Origin of the sequence: Kitasatospora sp. NPDC059722 (genome assembly GCF_042733235.1) — a bacterium.
In the GTDB taxonomy this organism is placed as follows: Bacteria; Actinomycetota; Actinomycetes; order Streptomycetales; family Streptomycetaceae; genus Kitasatospora.
In genome coordinates, this window is the sequence record NZ_JBHWGD010000009.1 from 108,556 (window position 1) to 131,675 (window position 23,120).

23 protein-coding genes and 1 pseudogene are annotated in these 23,120 nt (G+C 72.6%); 13 read left to right on the forward strand and 11 right to left on the reverse strand.

The window, feature by feature from the left end; translation table 11 throughout:
* Positions 1-99 precede the first annotated feature (99 nt).
* Positions 100-936 (forward strand): annotated as a pseudogene (locus tag ACFV4F_RS08080) (AMP-binding protein); the annotation flags it as partial.
* Between the two features lie 92 nt (positions 937-1,028).
* On the opposite strand, the gene ACFV4F_RS08085 reads toward ACFV4F_RS08080, so the two are convergent.
* Positions 1,029-1,841, reverse strand: a complete 813-nt coding sequence (locus ACFV4F_RS08085) for a hypothetical protein (RefSeq protein WP_380500937.1) — start codon at positions 1,839-1,841, stop codon at positions 1,029-1,031.
* 1 nt (position 1,842) lies between these two features.
* Positions 1,843-2,583, reverse strand: coding sequence for a hypothetical protein (locus ACFV4F_RS08090; RefSeq protein WP_380500939.1), 741 nt, complete (start codon positions 2,581-2,583; stop codon positions 1,843-1,845).
* Positions 2,584-2,719: 136 nt separating this feature from the next.
* Here ACFV4F_RS08090 and ACFV4F_RS08095 point away from each other — a divergent pair, with 136 nt between their 5' ends.
* The 9 genes from ACFV4F_RS08095 to ACFV4F_RS08135 all read left to right on the forward strand — a co-directional run bounded on the left by ACFV4F_RS08095 (position 2,720) and on the right by ACFV4F_RS08135 (position 10,908).
* Positions 2,720-3,397 (forward strand): response regulator transcription factor, encoded by a 678-nt coding sequence (locus tag ACFV4F_RS08095; protein WP_380500941.1) that lies wholly within the window; start codon positions 2,720-2,722, stop codon positions 3,395-3,397.
* 1 nt (position 3,398) lies between these two features.
* On the forward strand, positions 3,399-4,793 hold the full coding sequence (locus ACFV4F_RS08100; RefSeq protein ID WP_380500943.1) for a sensor histidine kinase: 1,395 nt from the start codon (positions 3,399-3,401) through the stop codon (positions 4,791-4,793).
* 227 nt (positions 4,794-5,020) lie between these two features.
* Positions 5,021-6,145, forward strand: coding sequence for a sugar ABC transporter substrate-binding protein (locus ACFV4F_RS08105; protein ID WP_380500945.1), 1,125 nt, complete (start codon positions 5,021-5,023; stop codon positions 6,143-6,145).
* Between the two features lie 69 nt (positions 6,146-6,214).
* Positions 6,215-6,994 carry an ATP-binding cassette domain-containing protein gene (locus tag ACFV4F_RS08110; protein ID WP_380442326.1) on the forward strand — a complete coding sequence of 260 codons (780 nt, stop codon included), beginning with the start codon at positions 6,215-6,217 and terminating at the stop codon, positions 6,992-6,994.
* 71 nt (positions 6,995-7,065) lie between these two features.
* A complete protein-coding gene (locus tag ACFV4F_RS08115) occupies positions 7,066-8,334 on the forward strand; it encodes a sugar ABC transporter permease (RefSeq protein WP_380442341.1) in 1,269 nt (422 codons plus the stop codon).
* A gap of 30 nt (positions 8,335-8,364) precedes the next feature.
* A complete protein-coding gene (locus ACFV4F_RS08120; RefSeq protein WP_380498325.1) occupies positions 8,365-9,039 on the forward strand; it encodes a class I SAM-dependent methyltransferase in 675 nt (224 codons plus the stop codon).
* A gap of 69 nt (positions 9,040-9,108) precedes the next feature.
* Positions 9,109-9,546: a GNAT family N-acetyltransferase gene (locus ACFV4F_RS08125; protein ID WP_380442330.1), complete on the forward strand. Its 438-nt coding sequence runs from the start codon at positions 9,109-9,111 to the stop codon at positions 9,544-9,546.
* Between the two features lie 34 nt (positions 9,547-9,580).
* A complete protein-coding gene (locus tag ACFV4F_RS08130; protein ID WP_380500947.1) occupies positions 9,581-10,306 on the forward strand; it encodes an SMI1/KNR4 family protein in 726 nt (241 codons plus the stop codon).
* Positions 10,303-10,908 (forward strand): ferredoxin, encoded by a 606-nt coding sequence (locus ACFV4F_RS08135; protein ID WP_380500949.1) that lies wholly within the window; start codon positions 10,303-10,305, stop codon positions 10,906-10,908. Before ACFV4F_RS08130 ends, ACFV4F_RS08135 begins: the two co-directional genes overlap by 4 nt.
* A gap of 7 nt (positions 10,909-10,915) precedes the next feature.
* Here ACFV4F_RS08135 and ACFV4F_RS08140 read toward each other — a convergent pair whose 3' ends face one another.
* Positions 10,916-12,364, reverse strand: a complete 1,449-nt coding sequence (locus ACFV4F_RS08140; protein ID WP_380500951.1) for an aminopeptidase P family protein — start codon at positions 12,362-12,364, stop codon at positions 10,916-10,918.
* 87 nt (positions 12,365-12,451) lie between these two features.
* Between ACFV4F_RS08140 and ACFV4F_RS08145 the strand changes: the two genes are divergently transcribed.
* Positions 12,452-13,048: a helix-turn-helix domain-containing protein gene (locus ACFV4F_RS08145; RefSeq protein ID WP_380442339.1), complete on the forward strand. Its 597-nt coding sequence runs from the start codon at positions 12,452-12,454 to the stop codon at positions 13,046-13,048.
* 112 nt (positions 13,049-13,160) lie between these two features.
* Here ACFV4F_RS08145 and ACFV4F_RS08150 read toward each other — a convergent pair whose 3' ends face one another.
* From ACFV4F_RS08150 to ACFV4F_RS08185, 8 genes are all read right to left on the reverse strand, one after another.
* On the reverse strand, positions 13,161-14,111 hold the full coding sequence (locus ACFV4F_RS08150; protein ID WP_380500953.1) for a DMT family transporter: 951 nt from the start codon (positions 14,109-14,111) through the stop codon (positions 13,161-13,163).
* Entirely contained in the window at positions 14,111-15,643 is a 1,533-nt protein-coding gene (locus ACFV4F_RS08155; protein ID WP_380500955.1) for an acyl-CoA dehydrogenase family protein, read from the reverse strand. The genes ACFV4F_RS08150 and ACFV4F_RS08155 overlap by 1 nt, the downstream gene beginning before the upstream one ends.
* Before the next feature lie 43 nt (positions 15,644-15,686).
* Positions 15,687-16,067, reverse strand: coding sequence for an acyl-CoA thioesterase (locus tag ACFV4F_RS08160; protein ID WP_380445917.1), 381 nt, complete (start codon positions 16,065-16,067; stop codon positions 15,687-15,689).
* Positions 16,068-16,451: 384 nt separating this feature from the next.
* Positions 16,452-17,849 (reverse strand): MFS transporter, encoded by a 1,398-nt coding sequence (locus ACFV4F_RS08165; RefSeq protein ID WP_380445918.1) that lies wholly within the window; start codon positions 17,847-17,849, stop codon positions 16,452-16,454.
* Between the two features lie 9 nt (positions 17,850-17,858).
* On the reverse strand, positions 17,859-18,662 hold the full coding sequence (locus ACFV4F_RS08170; RefSeq protein ID WP_380445919.1) for a glycerophosphodiester phosphodiesterase: 804 nt from the start codon (positions 18,660-18,662) through the stop codon (positions 17,859-17,861).
* Between the two features lie 183 nt (positions 18,663-18,845).
* A complete protein-coding gene (locus ACFV4F_RS08175; RefSeq protein WP_380445920.1) occupies positions 18,846-19,469 on the reverse strand; it encodes an LURP-one-related/scramblase family protein in 624 nt (207 codons plus the stop codon).
* Between the two features lie 177 nt (positions 19,470-19,646).
* Positions 19,647-20,360, reverse strand: a complete 714-nt coding sequence (locus ACFV4F_RS08180) for a phosphonatase-like hydrolase (RefSeq protein ID WP_380445921.1) — start codon at positions 20,358-20,360, stop codon at positions 19,647-19,649.
* A 6-nt stretch (positions 20,361-20,366) separates the two neighbouring features.
* A complete protein-coding gene (locus ACFV4F_RS08185) occupies positions 20,367-21,152 on the reverse strand; it encodes a GntR family transcriptional regulator (protein ID WP_380445922.1) in 786 nt (261 codons plus the stop codon).
* Between the two features lie 162 nt (positions 21,153-21,314).
* On the opposite strand from ACFV4F_RS08185, the gene ACFV4F_RS08190 reads away from it, so the two are divergent.
* Together ACFV4F_RS08190 and ACFV4F_RS08195 are read left to right on the forward strand one after the other, a co-directional pair.
* Positions 21,315-22,499 (forward strand): TIGR03364 family FAD-dependent oxidoreductase, encoded by a 1,185-nt coding sequence (locus ACFV4F_RS08190; protein ID WP_380445923.1) that lies wholly within the window; start codon positions 21,315-21,317, stop codon positions 22,497-22,499.
* Positions 22,500-22,618: 119 nt separating this feature from the next.
* A complete protein-coding gene (locus tag ACFV4F_RS08195; protein ID WP_380445924.1) occupies positions 22,619-23,005 on the forward strand; it encodes a hypothetical protein in 387 nt (128 codons plus the stop codon).
* The last annotated feature ends 115 nt before the right edge of the window (positions 23,006-23,120 follow it).

The following is a 23,120-nucleotide window of genomic DNA, read 5'->3' on the forward strand; positions in this document are numbered from 1 at the left end:
GCCCCCATCTCTTTATATAAACCCCCGGCCAACTAGTGCCAACAGGCACCCGCAAGGGGGGGGGGGCCGGGGGGCCCGCGCCCCCCCCCCGCCCCCGCGCGGGCGGGCTGCACGGTGATCCCGGCGTCCGGCGGCATGACGGCGCGGCAGGTGCAGATCATCCAGGACTTCCGGCCCGAGATCATCATGGTCACCCCGTCCTACATGCTCACGCTGCTGGACGAGTTCGAGAAGCAGGGGATCGACCCGCGCGGCACGTCGCTGCGGATCGGGATCTTCGGGGCGGAGCCGTGGACGGAGGAGATGCGGCGCGAGATCGAGGAGCGGCTCGACCTGCACGCCGTCGACCTCTACGGGCTGTCCGAGGTGATCGGGCCCGGCATCGCGCAGGAGTGCGTGGAGACCAAGGACGGCCTGCACGTCTGGGAGGACCACTTCTACCCGGAGATCGTCGACCCGTTCACTGACGAGGTGCTGGCGGAGGGGGAGGGCGGCGAGCTGGTGTTCACCTCGCTCACCAAGGAGGCGCTGCCCGTCATCCGCTACCGCACCCGCGACCTGAGCCGGCTGCTGCCGGGTACCGCGCGGCCGGCGTTCCGGCGGATGGAGAAGGTCACCGGGCGCAGCGACGACATGATCATCCTGCGCGGGGTGAACGTCTTCCCGACCCAGATCGAGGAGATCCTGCTGCGCACCCCGGGCGTCGCGCCGCACTTTCAGCTGCGGCTGGGCCGGCGGGGGCGGCTGGACGTGATGGCGGTGCGCGTCGAGGCGCGGCCGGACGCGCCCGCGGAGGTGCGGGCGGCGGCTGAGGCGGCGATCGTCCGGGCGGTGAAGGACGGGGTGGGCGTGACGGTCACGGCCGAGGTGGTCGAGCCGTACACGCTGGAGCGCTCGGTCGGGAAGATCAAGCGGGTGATCGACGAGCGCGGGTGAGACCCGCGGCCACCGGGCAGGACGCGGCGGAGGCGGACGGCAGTCCGGGGGGTGTGCCGTACGCCTCCGCGGCGTCTACAGCAATGTAGACGTCAGGTGGCGGAGCGTCCAGCCCGCGCCCGGCGCGTCCTGGCCCGCGCCGCGCGGGCGGACAGGGCGAGGGCCAGCGCCATCGCGACGGCCAGCGCCACGCTCACCTGGCCGGTGCCCAGGTTCAGGCCGCCCCGCTCGTGGCTCACGCCCGCCCAGTCCGCGAACGAGGCGCCGAGCGGGCGGGTGAGCACGTACGCCCACCAGAAGCCCGCCACCGGGCCCACCCAGCGGGCCTTCGAGGCCAGCGCGGGGACGGCGATCAGCACGGCGAAGCCGATGCCGGCGACCAGGTAGCCGAGCTTCAGCGTCGCCGCCGTCAGGTCGCCCACGGCGGTGCCCAGGGCGAAGGTCAGCAGCACGGCCGCCCAGTAGAAGAGCTCCCGGCGCAGCCCGGTGACCCGGTCGATCGCCAGCGAGCCCTCCACCCGGTGCCACAGCACGAACAGTGCCGCCAGCGCCACCGCCAGCGAGCCCGCCGACAGCGCGTACGGCACGCCGAGCGCGACGTGCGCCACGTCGGCGACCATCGTGCCGAAGACGCTCACCATGACCACCACGGCCCAGTACACGCCGGGCACGCAACGGCGCAGTCGCAGCTGGACCACGATGGCCACCACGAACAGCAGGCCGGCGCCGCCCACCGCGGGGACCGGCCCCGCGGTGCGGGCGAGGAAGTCGGACAGCACCTCGCCCAGGCCGGTGGTGAGGATCTTCACCAGCCAGAACCAGCCGTCGACCGGCGGGACCTTGTTCGCCCCGGCGGCCCGGCCGGTCCGTTCGTCCGGCCGGGTCAGCGTCGAGTGCTGGGCCACGTCAGCGTCCCGGGGCGGCGACGACGGTGTTGCCGGTCAGCTCGCCGCTCGCGCCGTCCACCGTCACCCGGTGCCGGACGCCGTCCTGGCCGATGACGACGACGGACCACGCGGCGGTGCCGCCCTGCGCGGTGACGCGCTGCAGCGACTCGGCCCGGCCGCCGGGGACGGCGCCCTGCGCCTTCTCCAGTGCGGCGGAGGCGGCGACCGACGGGAGCGGGGCGGGGGCGCCACCGGCGCGGCCGTCCTGGCCCTCGGCGCTCTGGCCGTTGCCGTCCCGGCCCTCGCCGTCCCGGCCGTTCCGGTCGTCGGAGCCCTGCTCGCCGCCGTGGTGGCGGTGGCCCTGGGCGCCGTGCTCGCCGTGGCCGCCCTTGCGGGCCTCGCCGCCGTGCTCGCCCTGGTCGCCCTGGTCACCGGAGCCGTCCTCGGACCAGCTCATCGCCCGCTCCTGGTCCCGGCCGTGCCCGTCGTGCACGACGGTCAGCGCCACCCCGCCCGCGGCGCCGACCAGCGCGACCGCGGCCACCCCGGCGGCTATCCGGCGCTCCTGCCCGGCCGCCCAGGCGCGCACCCGCGCCACCCGGCGCCGCCTGGCCGGCAGCGGCGGAACCTCTTCGGCGCCGGTGTGCGGCCCCGGCTCGGGACCGAACTTCGAGCCCTCGGGGCCGAGCTCGGGGCCGGAGTCCGGGCCGGAGTCCGGGCCCTGCGGGAACGGGGTGCTGGACGACGGGGAGTCGGTCATCGGGCGCTCTCCTTGCGTGGCGTGCTCCGCGCGCCCGGAACCGCCCGGGCCGCGCGGGGCGATCATGGCGGACCGTTCCTGAACCTGCGCTTAAGCCCGCCGAAGATCGCCACGGACCACCTGGCACCCTGAACGGATGCACATTCTCGTCGTCGAGGACGAACACCGGATGGCCACCGCGCTGCGCCGCGGCCTGGAGGCGGACGGCCACACCGTCGACACCGCCCACAACGGGCCCGAAGGCCTCGCCCTCGCCGACCGCCACCCCTACGACGTGATCCTGCTCGACATCATGCTGCCCGGCCTCAACGGCTACCGGGTCTGCGCCCGCCTCCGCGCGAACGGCTGCCGCGCCGGGATCCTCATGCTCACCGCCAAGGACGGCGAGTGGGACGAGGCCGAGGCCCTCGACACCGGCGCCGACGACTACCTGTCCAAGCCGTTCTCCTTCGTCGTGCTGCTCGCCCGCCTGCGCGCCCTGCACCGGCGCATCGACCAGCAGCGGCCCCGCCTGCACACCCTCGGCGACCTCGTCGTCGACGCCAACGCCCGCACCTGTACCCGGGCCGGCACCCCCACCCACCTCACCGCGCGCGAGTTCGCCATCCTGGAGCACCTCGCCGCCCGCGCCGGGACGGTCGTCTCCAAGCGTGAGATCCTCGACCACGTCTGGGACGCCGACCACGACGCCGACCCCAGCGTCGTCGAGGTCCACATCCACGCGCTGCGCCGCAAGATCGACGCCCCCTTCGGCCGCGCCGCCCTGCAGACCATGCGCGGTGTCGGCTACCGCCTCGACCCGGCCGGCGGCTGAAGTGCCCTACCGCAAGCCGCAGTTCGTCCCGCGCTCCGCCCGTCGCCTCGTTCCGCGCACCGTCCGCGCCCGGGCCACCGCCGCGGCCGGCACGGTCCTCGGCGCGGCCCTCGCCCTCGCCAGCGCCGGGCTGCTCGCCGTCCTGCACGCCGACCTCGTCGCCTCCGCCGCCTCGGCCACCCGCCAGCAGGCCGAGACCGTCGCCCAGCTCGCCGCGCAGGGCCGGCTCACCCCCGTCCTGCACACCGGCCACGGCACCGACTTCCTCCAGGTCGTCGACGCCCGCGGCACCGTCCTCGCCGCCAGCCCCAACCTGGCCGGACGCCCCGCGATCACCCCCGCCGGACGCACCGGCTCGCACACCACCGACGACGTCGACCCGCTCCTGGACCACCACCGCCAGCGCGTCACCGCCGTCACCGGCGACACCCCCGCCGGGCCCGTCACCGTCTACGCGGGCGCCTCGCTGCGCGCCGCCGACGAGGCCCTCGACATCACCCAGGCCGGGCTCGCCGTCGCCGGCCCGCTGCTGCTGCTCACCGGCGTCGTCGTCACCTGGAAGGTCACCGGGAACGCGCTGCGCCCGGTCGAGGCGATCCGCGCCGAGGTCGACGCCATCACCGGGCAGGACCTGCACCGCCGGGTGCCCGAGCCCGGCACCGCCGACGAGATCGCCCGGCTCGCCGCCACCATGAACGCGATGCTCGACCGGCTGGAGGCCTCCGGACGGCGCCAGCGCCAGTTCATCGCCGACGCCTCGCACGAGCTGCGCAGCCCGCTCGCCGTGCTGCGCACCCAGCTGGAGGTCGCCGACACCCACCCCGATCCGGCGGTGCGGGCCGAACTGGTGCACGGCGCGCTCCAGGACACCGACCGGCTGCAGAGCCTCGCCACCGACCTGCTGCTCCTCGCCCGCCTCGACGCCGGCGGCGCCGACGACCGGCCCCGCCAGCGCGTCGACCTCACCGCGCTGGTCGCCGACACCGTGCTCGGCCGCCCGCCCGGCCCGCACCGGCGCACCACCGACCTCGCCCCGGGCATCGCCGTGGACGGCATCCCGCTGTGGCTCGGACGGCTGCTCACCAACCTGCTCGACAACGCCGAGCGGCACGCGGGCGGCGTCGTCCACGTGCGGCTGGGCGCGGACCGCGCCCGCGGGGTGGCCGTCCTGGACGTCGAGGACGACGGCCCGGGCATCCCGGCCGCCGACCGCGAGCGGGTCTTCGAGCGCTTCACCCGCCTCGACGACGCCCGCAGCCGCGACGAGGGCGGCAGCGGCCTCGGCCTGCCGATCGCCCGCGACATCGCCCGCCACCACGGCGGCACGCTGGCCGTCGCCCCGAGCGCCGCGGGCACCCGCCTGACCGCCGAGCTGCCGCTGACCGCGGAACAGTAGGGCGTGTCCTTCGGCGGGCCGGGGTCCGCGACGCTCCCTCAGCCCGGCGGCCGGCAGGCGCCCCCGTCCTCCGCCGTGCGACGCACGCACCCTGACGCCGCAGCCCTCCGGCCTGACCCGAAAGCCACACCCCGGGCACCCGTTCGGCGCACCTGCGGTCGTGGGCACGGCCCGGGCTTCCCAGACTCGGAGGACAGGGGGTGGACTCAAACCGGAGAGGCAACCCCATGAGCATCAGGCTTCGCCGCGTCCTCGCGGTGACCGCAGTGGTATCCCTCGGCCTCGGCGCCGCGTCCTGCGGCAGCGCCAAGCAGTCGTCGTCCGGCGGCGGTTCCTCCGGCGGTGCCAGTGCGAGCGGCACCGCCGCGGTCGGAGCGGTGCGGATCGGCCTGCTTCTGCCGGAGACCAAGACCACCCGCTACGAGCAGTTCGACCGCCCGCTGATCGAGGCGAAGATCAAGCAGCTGGCGCCGCAGGCGCAGATCGACTACTACAACGCCAACCAGGACGCGACGCTCCAGCAGACCCAGGTGGACACCGCCCTCACCAAGGGCGACAAGGTGCTGATCCTGGACGCGGTCGACTCCAAGTCGATCCAGTCCTCCGTGCAGAAGGCCCACGACGCCGGCGTCAAGGTGCTCGCGTACGACCGCCTCGCCCAGGGGCCCGCCGACGCGTACGTGTCGTTCGACAACCGCAAGGTCGGCGAGCTGCAGGGCCAGGCGCTGGTCGCCGCGGTGGGCGACAAGGCGGGCGCGGGCGAGATCTTCATGATCAACGGCTCGCCCACCGACCCCAACGCCGCCGACTTCAAGGCCGGCGCGCACAGCGCGATCGACGGCAAGCTGAAGATCGGCAAGGAGTACGACACCCCGCAGTGGGACGCGAACGTGGCCAACCAGGAGGCCGCCGCCGCGATCACCGCGATCGGCGCCAAGAACGTGGTCGGCGCCTACTCGGCCAACGACAGCATGGCCGCCGGTGTCGGGACCGCGCTGAAGGCGGCCGACCTCAGCGTCCCGCTCACCGGGCAGGACGCCCAGCTCGACGGCATCCAGCGGATCGTGGCGGGCACCCAGACCATGACGATCTACAAGCCGCTCAAGCCCGAGACCGACGCGGCCGGCCAGATCGCGGTCGCCCTCGCCGCGGGTACGGCCCTGGACTCGACGCTCGTCCCGACCACGGTGACCAACGGCAGTGGCAACAAGGTGCCCGCCGACCTGCTCACGCCGATCGTCGTCACCAAGGACAAGATCAAGGACACGGTGGTCGCCGACGGCTTCTACACCGTCGCCCAGATCTGCACGCCGGACTACGCCGCCGCCTGCAAGTCCGTCGGCCTCCAGTAGTCCGCCACCCGAGCACACGAATACGCCCCGCCCCCTCACCTCGGGGGCGGGGCAAGAGAGTTGGTCACTGTGGCAGGTGAGACCGTACTGGCCCTGCGCGGGGTCTCCAAGCGGTTCGGCGCCGTCCAGGCGCTCACCGACATCGAACTGGAGGTGCACGCCGGCGAGGTGCTCGCGCTGGTCGGCGACAACGGCGCCGGCAAGTCCACCCTGGTCAAGTCGATCTCCGGGGTCCACCAGCCGGACGAGGGCGCGATCGAGTGGCAGGGCAGGCCGGTGAGCATCCACCGCCCGCAGGACGCCCAGCAGCTGGGCATCGCCACGGTCTACCAGGACCTCGCGCTGTGCGACAACCTCGACGTGGTCGGCAACCTCTTCCTCGGCCGCGAGATCCGGCGCTTCGGCATCCTCGACGAGGTCGCGATGGAGAAGCGCTCGCGCGTGCTGCTCGACACCCTTTCCATCCGCATCCCGAGCGTGCGGATCCCGGTCGCCTCCCTCTCCGGAGGCCAGCGCCAGGTCGTCGCGATCGCCCGCGCGCTGATCGGCTCCCCCAAGGTCGTCATGCTCGACGAACCGACCGCCGCCCTCGGCGTCGAACAGACTGCCCAGGTCCTCGACCTCGTCGAGCGGCTGCGCGAGCAGGGCCACGGCGTGATCCTCATCAGCCACAACATGGCGGACGTGATGGCGGTGGCGGACACCGTCGCGGTGCTGCGCCTGGGCCGCAACAACGGCGTCTTCGACAAGCGCTACACCAACCAGGAAGAGATCATCTCGGCCATCACCGGCGCCACGGACAACGCCGTGACCCGCCGGCGGGCCCGCGGCGAGGAGGGTTCCCAGTGAGCGAGAACATTCCCGGGAGCCCGCAGGGCGGCGAGCCCGAACGTCGCCACGCCCCGCTGCCCGAGGACAGCATGCCCACGGGCGGCGTCAACGCGCCCGTCCCGGTGGCCTCCGAGGCGATCCCGGCGGTGGACCCGCGGCTGATCGTGCGCCAGGAGGGCATCAAGGGCTACCTCGGCGAGTTCCGCCGCCGGATGAGCAGCGGTGAACTCGGCTCGCTGCCCGTGGTGCTGGCGCTGATCGTGATCTGGGCGGTGTTCGGCAGCCTCAACAGCAGCTTCCTGTCCGCCCAGAACCTGTCCAACCTCTCCCAGCAGATCGTCGGCACCGGCATGATCGCCATCGGCGTCGTGTTCGTGCTGCTGCTCGGCGAGATCGACCTGTCGGTCGGCTCGGTCAGCGGTCTGTGCGCGGCGATCTTCGCGGTCCTGAACGTCAACCACGGCGTCAACCAGTGGGTCGCGCTGATCACCGCGATCGCCGGCGGCGCGGCGGTCGGCGCGATCCAGGGCATCTTCTTCGCCAAGGTCGGCGTCCCGGCCTTCGTCGTCACCCTCGCCGGTAACCTCGGCTGGAACGGCCTGATGCTCCAGGTGCTCGGCGCCACCGGCACCGTCAACCTGTCCGGCAAGGACATCGTTTCCAGGCTCTACACCACCATCTACGGCCAGCAGGTCGTCGCCTACGGCGCCGCGCTGGCCGGCGTGGTGCTCTTCCTGGGCGCCTCACTGGTCGACTCCCGCCGGCGCTCGGCCGCGGGCGTACCGTCCCGCCCGGTCACCGACATCGTGCTGCGCACCATCCTGCTGGCGATCGTCGCCTTCCTCGCCGCCTACACGCTCAACCAGTACAAGGGACTGCCGCTCGCGCTGCTGATCTTCCTGATTTTCATCGTCGTGCTGGACTTCGTGCTGCGCCGCACCTCCTACGGCCGCCAGGTGTTCGCGCTCGGCGGCAACATCGAGGGCGCCCGGCGGGCCGGCATCAACGTGACCTGGATCCGGATCAGCGTCTTCACCGTCTGCTCCACCATGGCGGCCGTCGGCGGCCTCTTCCTGGCCGCGCAGATCCAGTCGGCCAGCCAGACCTCCGGCGGCGGCAACCTGCTGATGAACGCGATCGCGGCGGCCGTCATCGGCGGCACCAGCCTCTTCGGCGGCCGCGGCAAGACCTGGTCGGCGCTGCTGGGCGCGCTGGTGATCGCCTCGATCCAGTCCGGGATGAACATCGAGGGCCTCAGCAACGCGATCCAGTTCATGATCACCGGTGCGGTGCTGCTCGCCGCCGTCGTGGTCGACTCGCTCGCGCGGCGCACCCAGAAGGCCGCCGGGCGGGCATGACGGGTCCCTCGTGGGCCCTATGCTGCGGACATGCCGAGTGAGCTGCGCCTCCACCAAGCAAACACCGACCTCGCGTTCATCCTCCGCGAGACCGAGCTGACGCCCGTCCCGTTCGTCCCCGAGATCCGCCTGCACATGGCGGACGACGCGATCGCGCTCTGGGAGACCACCGAGGAGGCGCGCGGAAAGGCCGGGCTGCCGCCGCCGTTCTGGGCATTCGCGTGGGCGGGCGGCGTCGCCGTCACCCGGTACGTGCTCGACCACCCCGAGCTCGTCGCCGGACGCGGCGTGCTCGACGTCGCCGCCGGGTCGGGCGTGGTGGGCGTCGCCGCCGCGCTGAGCGGGGCCGCGTCGGTGCGGGCCGCCGAGATCGACGCCTACGCGGTCGCCGCGATCGGGCTCAACGCCGAGGCCAACGGCGTCCGGGTGGAGGGCGCCCTGGTGGACCTGGTCGACGGCGACGGCGCCCCGGCGGACGTCGTCCTCGCCGGGGACGTCTTCTACGAACGGGCCATGGCCGCCCGGTTCCTCCCCTTCCTCGAACGGGCCGCCGCGCGCGGCGCCACCGTCATCGTCGGCGACCCGGGCCGCGCCTACCTGCCCCGCGAGCGGTTCACCGCGCTCGCCGCGTACGAGGTGCCGGTCGTCGCCGACCTGGAGGACACGTCCGTCAAGACGACGACGGTGTGGCGGCTCGACCGGTAGCGGGCACGGGCACGCTCACCTGGCGAAATTCCCCGTGGCGGGGCGATCGGTCCTGCTAGACACGGGCGCATGACCGACGACATCGCCCTGCGCACCGCCACCCCCGCCGAGATACCCGCGCTGCTCGCGCTCTGGGCCGCCGCCGCCAAGGGCACCAGCATCTCGGACGACGAGGCCGGCGTGGCCGCCCTGCTCGCGCGCGACCCGCACTGCCTCGTCGTCGCCACCCCGGCCGACGACCCGGGCACCCTGCTCGGCACCGTCATCGCCGGCTGGGACGGCTGGCGCGCCCACCTGTACCGCCTCGCCGTCGACCCCGCCCACCGCCGCCGGGGCATCGGCGCCGCCCTGCTGACCGCCGCCGAGGAGCGCCTTGCCGCGCTCGGCGCCCGCCGGATCGACGCGATGGTCCTGGACGAGAACGAGCTCGGCCACCGCACCTGGAAGGCCGCCGGCTACACCCCCGAACCGCAGTGGAGCCGCTGGGTCAAGCCCCTGGCCGGCTGACGTCGCCGGTCGGCGGCTCGGTTAGGGTGCGCTCATGGACGACACGGCCCGCTGGGACTGGGACGGGATCCGCGAGCGCACCCTCGCGCTGCGCGCGCGGCGCGGCCGGGCGCCGCTGGCGGCCCCACTGAGCGAGGAACAGGTGACGGAGGCCGAGCGGCAGTTCGGCATCACGTTCCCGGCGGACTACCGCGCGTTCCTGACGACCGTCAGCGCCGGGACGGACTGGCCGCGACAGCTGTGCCGGGGCGAGACCGGGTGGTACTGGGCGGGGGACCGGCAGACCAGGCCCGCCCTCCTGGCCGAGCCCTTCCCGGACCACGACACCGCGCTGGCGGCCTCCGACGACTTCTGGGACAACCCGCTGCGCGAGGAGGACTTCGAGGATCCGGCCGCGTTCCGGGCCGCACTCGCGGCGTGGAACGACGAGGCCGAGGCGATCGAGGACGCCCGCACCGCCGGGGCCGTCTGCCTGACCGAGAACGGCTGCGGCTTCGCGACCTGGCTCGTCGTCACCGGCCCGGACCGCGGCACCATGTGGTTCGACGGCCGCGCCACCTGCGACCGGCTCAACCCGCTGCTCACGGACGAGGGCCGGCCGGCGACCTTCGGCGAGTGGTACCTCGACTACCTGGAGCACGAGGAGCCGTACGCCACGGACGAGGAACGCAGCGCCGCCCACAGCCGTTGGCACCGGGGCGAGGACACCCCGATCTGGTTCCGCTGGTTCGACGACTGGCGGGAGCAGGTGAGCCGATGAGCTGGCGTTCGTTCGAGCGGGAGCTCGCGGAGGCCAAGCGGCGCTTCGACACGGACCTGCTGCGCTTCCCGGTGGACGGGCCCTGGGACGAGGTCGCCTACTGGGACCCGGTACCGGCCGTGCGGGTGTTCGGCGGACTCGGGGACGGCCGTTGGGAGGACCGGAGCCGGCTGGCCGTGCCCGGACCGGTCTACGCGGGGGAGACGGACACCGGGCTGAACGGGCCGTACTACCTGCCCGCGGCCGTCCTCTCCGGCGAGGACGGCTGCGAGTTCGTCTACCGGCAGCCCGTGAACCTGCGCGAGGTGGCCGCCCTGGCGGAGGTCGCCGCCTGCGAGCCGCAGGGCGGCTACGCGAGCGACGGCGACCACCACTGGACGCCGGAGTCCGTCCGCGCCTGGTGGCGCGAGCGCGGCGCCGTCCGGGAGTGGATCGCCGCCGAACTCGCGCTGGGGGACGCCGGGCAGAACGAGGAGGCGGCGCTGCGCGCGTACGCCGAACACCTGGACGGCGGCGGGCTGGAGGCGTACCTGCGCGGGTACGTGTACTGGCTGGCCGAGGGGCGGGAGCCGCTCCTCGGCCGGCCGTTGCCGGTGCTCTGAGTGCGGGTCAGGCGCGCAGGGCGGCGAGCCACGCCTCGACGGCGGCGGCCTCGCGGGGGAGGCCGGCGGAGAGGTTCTCGTTGCCGTCCTCGGTGACGAGGATGTCGTCCTCGATGCGCACGCCGATGCCGCGGTACTCGGCGGGGACGGTCAGGTCGTCCTCCTGGAAGTAGATGCCGGGCTCGACGGTGAGCACCATGCCCGGCTTCAGCGGGCCGTCGACGTGGTCCTCGGTGCGGGAGTGGGCGCAGTCGTGGACGTCGATGCCGAGCATGTGGCCGGTGCCGGCCAGGGTGAAGCGGCGGTGCAGGCCGAGCTCGTAGACCTTGTCGGCGGTGAGGTCGCCGAACAGGCCCCAGGAGGTGAGGTGTTCGGCGAGCACCCGCTGGGCGGCGTGGTGGAAGTCGCGGAACACGCCGCCGGGCCGCACCGCGGCGATGCCGGCCTCCTGCGCCGCGTACACGGCGTCGTAGACCTTGCGCTGGAGCGCGTCGAAGCGGCCGTTGACGGGGAGGGTGCGGGTGATGTCGGCGGTGTAGAGCTCGTTGGTCTCCACGCCCGCGTCGAGGAGCAGGAGTTGGCCCGGCATCGCTCGGCCGTCGTTGCGCACCCAGTGCATGGTGGTGGCGTGCGGGCCGGCGGCGGCGATCGTGCCGTAGCCGACGTCGTTGCCCTCGACCCGGGCGCGGACGAAGAAGGTGCCCTCGATCAGGCGCTCGGCGGTCTCGGTGTCGCTGCCGAGCACCCGGACGACGTCCTCGAAGCCGCGGGCGGTGGCCGCGCACGCGAAGCGCAGCTCGGCGATCTCGAACTCGTCCTTCACCAGGCGCAGTCCGGACAGGAAGACCCGGAACTCCTCGTCGCGCTCGGCGGTGGCACCATGGCGCAGCGCCTCCTCCACCCCGGCGTCGTGGCCGCGCAGGACGCGGACCGGGCCGGTGACGGCGCGCAGGTCGGCCCGGACGGCGCGGACGTCGCGGCAGGGCAGGCCCAGCAGGCGCTCGTTCTCGGTGAGGCTGTTGCGGCGGCCGTCCCACAGCTCGCCGTGGTTGTCGAGCCAGAACTCGCCGTTGCCGCGGTCGGAGCGGTCGCGGACGTAGAGCGTGGCGTCGCCGGCGGGGGAGAGGACGAGCACGCCGTCCTGGGACTGGTCGCCGGTGAGGTAGACGTAGTCGGAGGACGGACGGAACGGGTAGTCCGTGTCGTTGGCGCGGACCTTGGGGTTGCCGGCCGGGACGACCAGCGTCTCGCCGGGGAAGGCGGCGGCCAGTTCGGCGCGGCGGCGGGCGGTGTGCGCGGCCTGCGCGATCGGCGCGAGGTCGCCGCGCTCGGAGTCGGCCCAGCCGTGGCGCATGTTCTCGGCGAGTTCGTCGGTGACGCCGCGGGTCAGGCCGTTCTTGCGGTACTTGATGGTGTCGGCCGGCCGGGACTCGGTGGGCTGGGCGGGCTCGGTCATGTGCCGTCTCCAGGGCTGGGGAGGGATGCGGGTGCGGGCGCGTCCCGTACGGTATACCGAACGAAGTGCGGAGAGAAGGGGATTCGAGTGGCCGACTCCGAGGGATCCGTCCGGGGCGTGCTCGCCGCCAACCTGAAGCGCGTGCGGGCCGCGCGAGGCCTGTCCCTGTCCGAACTGTCGCGGCGGGCCGGGATCGGCAAGGCGACGCTCTCCCAGCTGGAGTCCGGCACCGGCAACCCGACCCTGGAGACGGTGTTCGGCCTGGCCCGGGTGCTGGGCGTGCCGATCTCCGACCTCGTCGACGGCGCGCCGGGCGGCGGCGTCACGGTGGTCCGCGCGGCCGACGTGGAGCCGCTCAGCGGGGCCGGCGTCGATCTGCGGCCGCTGCGCCGGATCGAGGCCGGGGACTCGGTGTTCGAGGTGTACGACCAGCGGGTCAGGCCGGGCGGCACGCAGGACTCGGCCGGGCACGCGGGCAGCGAGCACACCGTCGTCCAGACCGGACGGCTCGGGGTGCGGGTCGACGGGTGCGAGGTCGAGCTGGGGCCGGGGGACTACGTCGGCTTCGACGCCTCGCTGCCGCACGCGTACACCGCGCTGGACGGGGAGGCGGTGCGCTCGGTGCTGCTCCTGCACTTCCGGGCGGACCAGCGGCTGCACGTGGCGGAGGCGCTGGAGCACTGATCCGAGCAGCTCGTTCGGTGAAGCGAACGAGCTGCTCGGACGTGGGCCAGGAAGCGCGACGGGCCGGGAACGTCCGACGGCCGGACGACCGTCGGACGCTCCCGGCCCGTGCTCAGGAGCGGTCCGCCGCCGGCACCTCGGTGCCGACCGGTGCCGCCGGGGCGGGGGCCGGGGCGGGGGCCCGGCTGCTCCGGTTGAACAGGACGATCGAGGCCACGATGACCGCGAACCCGACGACCTCCGAGAGGGTCGGCCGCTGGCCGAGCATCGGCCAGGCGATCAGCCCCGCGGCGATCGGCACCCCGTAGAAGTACGAGGCCACCCGGTCCGCGCTCTCCGAGCGCATCAGCACGAACAGCAGGCTGAGCGCGCCGATCGAGACGCCGACCGACATCCACAGTTCCGACAGGACCAGGTCCCTGGTCCAGTGGACGACACCGGTCTCGAAGACCAGCGCGCCGACGAGCATGACGACGGCCGACGAGCCGGACTGGAGGAAGCCGTTGACCAGCGGATGCGTGCCGGGGTTCTTCATCTGGTAGTAGAACTGCCCGGTGGACAGCCCCGCCAGCCCGAGGAAGTCGAAGGCGACGTTGGTCAGGGTGAGCCCGGACGACGACGCCAGCCCCTGGTAGACTGTCAGGGCCACCCCGGCCAGTCCCCCGGCGAGCGCCAGCACCGACAGCGGCCTGACCTTCCGGGCGGTCGCGACGGAGACCATCAGCCAGACCAGGATCGGCTGGAGCGCGATGATCAGCGCGGACACCGCGGGGGTCATGCCGTAGTACAGCGCGTAGAAGACCCCGGTGGAGAACACCCCTTGCAGCAGGATGCCGCTGAGGGCGAGGTGGACGTAGGCCGAGCGCGTGCGCGGCCACGGGATTCTCAGGCACAGGATGCAGGCGAACAAGACGACCGCGGTCCCGCCGAACCGGATGGCCAGGTAGGCGAACGGCTCCGCGTAGGGCAGGCCGAACCGGCCGCCCACGAAGCCCGATCCGTAGATGGTGACGAACACCAGCGCGATCAGCGAGACCTTGAGGCTCTTGTTCTTCCCGGACACTAGCGCATGCCTGCCTTGGAGCCGGCCGCGAGCGCGGCGGTCTGCGGATGGATCACGTCCGACGCCTTGTCGGTGCCGGTGAGTCGGTCGGTCAGCTCGTACTCGTTGACCAGGGCGAGGATCTCGTTCTTCAGCACCGCGATCGCCCTCGGGTAGTCGGCGTCGGCCACCGCGAGCCGTTCGCTGGGTGCGGTCGAGCGCGAGGCCTTCTCCAGCGCGCCGATCCCGTACATCCGGGACAGGATGCGGCCCAGGATCACGACCTTGGCCTGGGACGAGGCGTCGGTGAGGTGGCTGAAGTTGATGTCGGTCAGGTGGAAGAACGCGTCCTCCAGGTACCCGAACCGGCCGACGAACTCCAGCGGCGAGCGCAGCCCCGAGTCCTGGAACTCGCGCAGGAACAGGTTGGCCAGGTGCTGGCAGAGCAGGTCGTTGGTGCCGTCGAAGATGGTGTAGACCCGCGCGTCGAGCAGGGCGTAGGCGGCGATGTTGTCCGGCGCGCCCATGCGGTAGCCCTCGCCGCCGCACAGCTGCTGGTAGTCGAGGGCCGACTCCAGCATGAGCTCGGAGGAGAGCACCTTGGTGGCCAGGGAGGCGAACATGCTGCCTTCCATGTCCGTGCGGTAGTCCTCGTCGAGCATCAGGTGCCGGTACAGCGCGTTGCACACGACGGAGTTCTGCTTGATCCGGCTGACCTTGTACTTCACGTAGTCGATGTCGTGCAGCGTGCCGTCGCCGATCTGCCGGCTCTCGACGTGGTGCAGCGTCTCGGCGGTCAGCCGGCGCAGGAAGCCGCTGGACATGGCGGCCTTGCTGAACCGCGACGCGCAGAGGATCTCGGCGGCGTCGCCCAGGCTCGGCCGGCTCTTGGTGAGGCGGTAGTGTCCGGGCACCCGGATGTCGAGGGTGTTCAGCCCGTAGCCCAGGTTCTTCAGGCCGAGGCTGTCGTAGACCTCGGTGGTCTCGAAGCCGCCGTCGGAGCGCTTGTGGGCGAAGTAGGCGAACTCCTTGCGCTCGGGGTGCTTGGCGCAGACGATCCACCAGTCGGCCTGCTCGCTGAAGGCCTGCCAGTGCTTGACCCCGGTGATGCGGTAGCCGTCGCCGTCCGGCTCGTACGTGGTCCGCATGCGCGCCAGGTTCGATCCGCTGCTCGGCTCGGTGAAGGCGAGGCCGCCGATGACGGGGTTGTTGGCGAAGTCCTCGAAGACCTCCTTCTTGAGCGCCTCGTCGCCGCTGGAGGCGACGTTGCGGAGGAAGAGGACCGTGACGATCATCGTGTACATGCCCATGGGCAGGTTGCGCTCGGACATGATCTCGATGATTTCGCACATCTCCCGGTGGCTCTCCCGGCCGCCGTACGCGCGGGGGATGGCCGGCAGGTAGATGCCGAGGTCGATCAGTTCGCGGAGGCTGTCCTTGGACAGCGGCTCCTGCGGCAGGACGGCGCTGTCGAACGCGCCGATGCCGCGCTGGAAATTGTCGAGGAAAGCGGTGGAGTCGAGGTCGATTAACCGGTTCCGTGGAATGCTCATGGTGATATCCCCGTTTCTTCGGTAGCCCTGCTGATGCGGCTCGTCAGAGCGCCGCGAGTTCCTCGCGGATGTGGTCCGGAATGCGCGCGGTGGCATTGGCCTGGTAATCGAAGTGGATCATTACGGTCGTCCCGCGGGCCACCTCGGCGTCGTTCTGCCGGGCGACCTGTTCGATGGTGATCGACGTGTTGCCGATCTTCGCCACCTTCGTCTCGATGACGACGTCGACGGACGCGAGGATCTGCTTGGTGAAGTCGATCTCGTAGCGGCGGAGGATGAGCGCGAGGTCGCGCATGTTCTCCTCCTTGCTGAACAGCCGGAAGATCGGCAGACGGCCGTGCTCGAACCAGACCGGGACGGCGGAGTTGGTCACGTGGCCGAGGACGTCGACCTCGGAGAAACGCGGCGAGATTGTGACGTTCACATCCAACTCCTAGGACGTCCGACTGTTCGGTTATCAACAGTCTGCCACTGCTGATCATCCGTCAATCGGTATACCGGTCGGTGAGTTGATGTGAACTCGGCCACAAGTGCCGGGCCGGCCGGGCCTCTTGGGCCGGTCTATCCGGATTGATCCGGTGCTGTCCGGCCCTGGGCCGTTCTGGTGGTAGTCGTTCCGGTAGTGATCGATCTGGTAGCAGTCGATCCAGTAGTAGTTGATTTGGTAGTAGTGGCGCAGCCGGGGCCAGAGCATGGACCAGGGGGCCGGGTGGAGCAGCAGGACGGGGCGCGGTGCGGGAAGGGGCGGGAATGCGACGGTGCCCCGGGGTGTGGGACCCGTCCCACACCCCGGGGCACCGGCGGTGTGTCAGAGGCGCTCGGGGACGGGGTTGCCGACCTCTTCGATGGCGCGGCGCACCGGGACCTTCGCCAGTACGGCGAAGCCGATCACGAAGAAGACCAGCAGCGAGATGATGGCCAGCCGGTAGCTGCCGGTGACCTGGTAGGCGAGGCCGAAGACCAGCGGGCCCATCCAGCTGGTGCCGCGGTCGCTGACCTTGTAGACGCTGAAGTACTCGGCCTCGCGCCCGGCCGGGATCATGTGCGAGAACAGCGAGCGGGACAGTGCCTGGCTGCCGCCGAGCACGAGGCCGATCATGCACGCGAGGGCGTAGAACCACGCGGGCTGGTGGGCCGGCATGAAGTAGCCGAGGGCGAGGGTGATCACCCAGCCGACCAGCGAGCCGAGCACGGTCTTCTTGGCGCCGTACCGGCGGGCGATCCGGCCGAGCAGGAGCGCGCCGCCGATCGCGACGATCTGGACCATCAGGACGGCGGCGACCAGCGAGGTCTGGTCCATGCCCAGCTCCTCGCTGCCGTAGAGCGAGGCCTGCGAGACGACGGTCTGGATGCCGTCGTTGTAGCAGAGGAACGCGCCCAGGAAGAGCAGGGTCTTCGGGTAGCGGCGCATGCCGCGCAGGGTGTTGGCGAGCTCGCGCAGGCTGCCGGCGGTGGGCTTGCCGTCGGCCGCGGCGCCGGTGCGGGCGGGGGCGACACCGGCCCGGGAGGGCAGCCGGAACAGCGGGACGAGGGTGAACAGCGCCCACCAGAGCCCGGCCGAGGCCAGGCAGATCCGCACGGCCGTGCCGGAGGAGAGGCCGAGCGCGTCGGCGTTCTCGAACAGCGCCAGGTTGGCGACCAGCAGGAGGCCGCCGCCCGCGTAGCCGTACGCCCAGCCCTTGGACGAGACGGCGTCGCGCTCGTCGGGCTTGGCGAGGCCCGGCAGGTAGGCGTAGGAGAGGGCGACCGACACCGCGTACGCGATGTTGGCGACCACCAGGAGTCCGCCGCCGAGGAGGTAGCGGTCGCCGTCGAGGAAGAACATGCCCATGGTGGCGAGCGCGCCCACGTAGGCGAAACCGCACATGAGCTCCTTGTGCCGCCCGGTGCGGTCGGCGACGGTGCCGGCCAGCAGCATCGCCGCGACCGATATCAGCACCGAGAAGGAGACCGTGTACGGGAAGAAGGAGCCCGCGCGGATGGCGAGTCCCAGCGGGTGGACGTCACCGTTGGCGTCGGCGGCCTTGTTGGCGATCGTCGTCAGGTACGGACCCAGGAAGACCGTCAGGACGGTGGCCGAGAAGGCGGCGTTGGCCCAGTCGTTGATGTACCAGCCGAAGCGCGTGCGGTTCAGCGCACGGCTGTCGGTGGCCGTGGCCGGGGTGTCCGGCGCCGGGTGGTCCGGCAGGTCGGTCGCGGTGTTCATGGGTTCCAATCACCGTGCTCGGGCCGCGCCGCCGTCCATCCAGCAGCCGCGTTCGCTGAGGACGTCCCGCAGGACGTCTATGCGATCCGCCATGATGCCATCCACACCCAGGTCGAGTAGAGCCCTGATCCGTGTGGGATCGTCCACAGTCCAGACGTGAACGTGCAGGCCGAGGCGGTGCGCGGCCCGGACGAAGGCCCGGTCGACGACCCGGACGCCGCGGTGCCGCTCGGGCACCTGGGCGCAGATCCCGGCGTACGGTGCCCCGCGGCCGGGCAGCAGCGGGCCGGGCAGCAGTGATTCGGCCAGCGAGCGCAGCCGCAGCCGGGCGACCTCGCGCGGGCCGAGCGAGGTGGCCAGTCGCGGGCCGGCGGCGGCGCGGACGGCGGCGAGGCGGGAGTCGGAGAAGCCGCCGACGCAGACGCGGTCCCACGCGTCGGTGCGGCGGACCGCCTCGACCAGCGGCGCGATGGCCGGGGCGGCCTTGACGTCGATGTTGAAGCGGGCGTCGGGGAACGCGTCGAGCAGCTCCTCCAGCAGCGGGATCGGCTCGGTGCCGCCGATCCTGGCCTGCCGCACGGCGCTCCAGGGCTGGTCGGCGACGGCGCCGGTGCGGTCGGTGACGCGGTCGAGCCGGCTGTCGTGGAAGGCGACCAGGACGCCGTCGGAGGTCGCGTGGACGTCCGTCTCCAGGTAGCGGTAGCCGAGCGCGACGGCGGCCTCGAACGCGGCGAGCGAGTTCTCCGGGCGGCCGAGGTCGCCGCCGCGGTGGGCGAAGGCGAGGGGTCCTCGCTGGTCGAGGAAGGGGTGCAACTCGGCCTCCGGTGTCGTTCTGGTGCGCGCGCGTTACAGTATTACGCATCCTGTCAAGCAGTAATGGGGGCTCAGGCCCTCGGCCCGGCGGGTGCGAACGCCGCAGGGGCCGTCCCGACGGCGGTCGGGACGGCCCCTGCGGGGGTGCGTCGCCCGGGCGCTCACGGCCCGGGCGGTGGGGACTCAGTCGTCCAGGACCATCGCCTCGGCGCAGGCGGCGATGGTGAGGATGAGGGCGTCGTCCTGGCCGGGGACGATCTTGACCGAGTAGTGCTCGCTCAGCAGCGACCACTCGCGGGAGATGTGCGCGATCTCCTGCTCGCCGTAGGTGATGGCGTACTGGTGGTCGGTGATGTTGCCGGTGACGTGGATCTCCGCGCCGTTCTCGAAGGTCACCGTGAACTTGTAGACCAGCGGCGAGAAGAGCGCCTTCTTCACCGTCGCGATGGTCTGCTCGCCGCGCTTGATGTAGCGGATGTCGCGCAGCGTCATGATCTTCTCGGAGATCCGGTAGAGCTCGTTGCCCTCGGAGTCCTGCATCGCGATCGCGCCGCTGAAGCTGAACATCTTCTCGTCGACCTGGAAGGCGCGCTCGCCGCCGCGCTTGATCCAGAAGTCGTGGGTGGGCGAGAAGAACTTCTCGTCGATGTCGTAGACGACGCCCTCGGGCACCGGCTGGTGGCCGTTCATGAGCTTCTGCCCGAGGTCCATCAGGAAGTTGTCGTGGTGCTCGCCCTGGCCCTGGCGCTGCTCGTCACCGAACAGCTCCTGCGCGATGCCGAGCAGGCCGCCGAACTCGTTGCTCATGTGTGTTTCGTCCCCATCTGATGGTGCGTTGGCGGGCACGATCCTAGGGACGGGAAACGGGCGCGGGACAGCTTTCCGGGCCTCTGTTGCACAATCCGCACAGAACGTGCGAACGGCTGTGGCGGAGGAGAAATCCCTGGTCGGAGGGGGTGTGTGCGAACGGCCCTTGGTGCGGCGTCAGACGGCGGGGAGGTCCGCGGGACGGGCCTGCGGGAGCGTCTCCGGGAGGGTCGGCAGCTCGGCGGCACTGGCGAGGACGCGGGCGTGCGGGTGGCCGGCGAAGGCGGCGCGCGGGAGCTCGCCGGTGAGGACCCCGACGACGACCCCGGCCCCGGCGTTGGTGCCCGCCTCGACGTCGACGATGGTGTCGCCGGCGGCCAGGACGCGGCGGGTGTCGATGACGCCGGTCTTCTCCATCGCCCGGTGGATCATGTGCGGGGCCGGGCGGCCGCGCGGGACCTCGTCCGAGGTGACGACGGCGTCCAGGTTGCCGCCCTCGCCGGCGGACCAGCCGAGCGACTCCAGCAGCGGGTAGGCCACGTCGGCGCTGAAGCCGGTGGTGAGGGCGACCTTGATGCCGCGGCGGCGCAGCTCGGCCAGCGCCTCCTCGACGCCCTCGATGGCCTGCGGCGGCGTGGCCCGGTAGGCCTCGCGCAGGAACGCGGCGAAGGCCTCGTAGCCCTCCTCGACGAGTTCCGGCGTGGGGGTGCCGCCGCCGAGGCGGACCAGGGCGGCGATGGCCTCGCGCTTGTCGGTGCCCATCCACGTCTGCAGGTCCTCGTCGGAGACCGGCACGCCGGTGCGCTCGACGGCGGTGCGCAGCGCCCGGTACACGGCGCCCGACTCGTTGACGGTGGTGCCGGCCATGTCCAGAGCGGCGAGCTCGATCACGGTGAATCAGTCCTCTTCGGTGCGGTAGCGGCCGATGGTGGTGCGGCCTTCGACGGTGTTCTCGATGGTGAAGGTGGCCATGGCGGGGAGGTAGCGGTCGTCGGCGTCCTCCAGCGGCTCGCCCCGGCTCGACGTGGTCAGCCGGCGCACGCGCAGCAGCGGGTCGCCGATGCCGATGTCCAGGTGCTCGGCGTCCTCGGGGGAGGCCGCGACGGCGTCGATGGTGTGCCGGGCGTGGTGCAGGTCGACCTCGCGGCGCAGCAGCTCCTCGTAGATGGAGCCGGTGTCCGGGTCGAAGTCGAACAGGGCGCGGCCGACCTCGTGGACGAAGGTCGAGCGTTCCAGCATGGCCGGGACGCCGTCCAGCAGCCGCAGCCGGACGAGCTCGACGACCGGCGCGCCCTCGGCGATGCCGAGCCGGGCCGCCGAGTCGGGGGAGGCCCGGCGGCGGGCCACCTCGATCGTCGTCTGCCCGGGCTCGCGGCCGATGCCGCGGGCCCACTGGGTGAACGACAGGAAGGTGGCGAAGGGCTGGGAGGGGGCCGCGCGTCGGGCGACCGGCGGCTTGCCGCGGCCGCCGACCAGACTGCCCTCGCGGCGCAGCAGCGCCAGGGCCTGGCGCACCGGGCCCCGGGAGGTGCCGAACTCGGCGCACAGCTGCGACTCGCTGGGCACCGGGCGGCCCTCGGGCCACTCGCCGGAGTCGATGCGGCGCTGGAACTCGACGCCGAGCCGCTGGTGCAGCGGGACGTCCTCGGGAGCCCGGTCCAGCGGACGGTCACTTGTCTTCACAAGACGACTATGGCACTTCCGGGCGTGGCTTCTCAAGGCCGTTCCACCTGGCGGTTTCCCTGGGCGGCCCGGTGTTCCCGGTGATCGTCGAGCAGGTGAACAGAGGGTAACTTGTACAGACATCTCTTGACGTAGGCGCCGGCGAACCCGGAACCTGGGGCCATGAGCAGCACTGCACCCGCCACCGCCCCCGCCGTCACCCGCTCGCCCGCGCCCGGGCGCAGCGACCTCGTGATCGTCGGCGCCGGCATCGTCGGCCTCGCCCACGCCTTCGAGGCGCTCGCCAACGGGCTCTCCGTCACCGTCGTCGAGCGCGACCGGCAGCCCGTCGGCGCTTCGGTCCGCAACTTCGGCCACTGCTGCATCAGCGCCCAGGAGGGCGACCTGCTCGGTCTCGCCCGGCGCTCCCGGGCCGGCTGGCTGCGCGCCGCGCAGGCCGCCGGGTTCTGGGCCGCCGAGGCCGGCGCCCTCGTGGTCGCCCGCTCGGCCACCGAGGCGGCCGTGCTGGAGGAACTGCACGCCGAGCGCGGCGGCCGGGGCGTCGTGCTGCGCACCGCCGCCGAGACGGCGCAGGCGCTCGGGCGGGCGTCCGGCGCGGCCGGGGACCTCGTGGGCGGCGCGTTCCTGCCCGACGACCTGCGGGTCAACCCGCGCGAGGCGACGCCCGCGCTCGCCCGCTGGATCGAGCGGCAGCCCGGCGCCCGCATCCTGTGGGGCACCGCCGTCACCGGCGTCGAGTCCGGCACGGTGCACACCACGCGCGGCCCCGTCCACGGCGAGCGGATCCTGGTGTGCGTCGGCCACGACGTGGACTACCTGTTCCCGGACCTCGCCGAGGAGCACGAGGTCCGGCGCTGCCGGCTGACGATGGCGCGGGCCGTCGCTCCGGAGGGGTTCCGCACCGACTCGGCGGTGCTGACCGCCACCTCGATGCTGCGCTACGACGCGTTCACCGCCCAGCCGTCCGCGGCCCGGCTGCGCGAGGAGGTCGTCGGCCACAGCCCGGAGCTGCTGGGGATCGGCGCCAACGTGATGTTCACGCGGCTGCCCGACGGCTCGGTGCTCGTCGGCGACTCGCACCACTACGACGCCACCACGCCGCCGTTCATCGACGAGCACACCTTCGAGCTGCTGACCGGCGCGGTCGCCGGCGTCCTCGGGGTCGAGCGGCTGCGGGTCCTGGAGCGCTGGCAGGGCGTCTACGCCAGCAGCGACCGCGGCCCGCTGCTGGTGCGCGACCTCGCGTCGGGTGTGCGGGTGCTGTCCGTCACCTCGGGCATCGGCATGACGCTCTCCTTCGGCCTCGCCGCCGCGACCTTCGACGGCACGCTCGCCGCCACGGGCTGACGCGGGGCCCGCGCCGCAGGACTTGTCAGGACAGGTCCTGCGGCGCTTTTTTGGTGTTGCCCGGTCATGGTGCCGTCCGATCCCTGGTGCGGCCCGGGGACCGGCGTCACAATGCGGGCATGCGGAGATGGTTCGCGGTCGTGATGGCCGAACTGGCGGGGCTGGCCGCGGTGGTGGCGTGCGGCGGGCCGGGTGCGGCACCGGCGCCGCCCCCGGCCGAACTGCCGACGACGCCGCCCGGCGGCGTCTTTCAGGACTGTGTCCTGAGCATCACGCCCTGGCTCCAGATGGCCGTCGACGGGGGCAAGGACCTGGGCGACTACCAGGAGATGGGGCTGTCCAACGCCCAGGGCAGCGCGCTCCGGGAGCTCCAGCGGCAGGCGGCCGCGCTGCGGGCGCAGGGGCCGCTGCCGTCCGGCTGGGTGGCGACGGAGGTCCGGCGGGCCTGCGAGTCGATCGTCGCGGCCAGGGCCACCGAGACGTCGCGGCCGCCCGGCTGGCCGTGACGCGCGCGGGTGCGGGGCCCCCCGCGGCGGGGCCCCCCCGGGCGGGGCCCGGGCCCGTGTCGCGGGCGGAGATAAACATGGGTCCCTGGCGACGACGACACGAAGGTATTTAGAG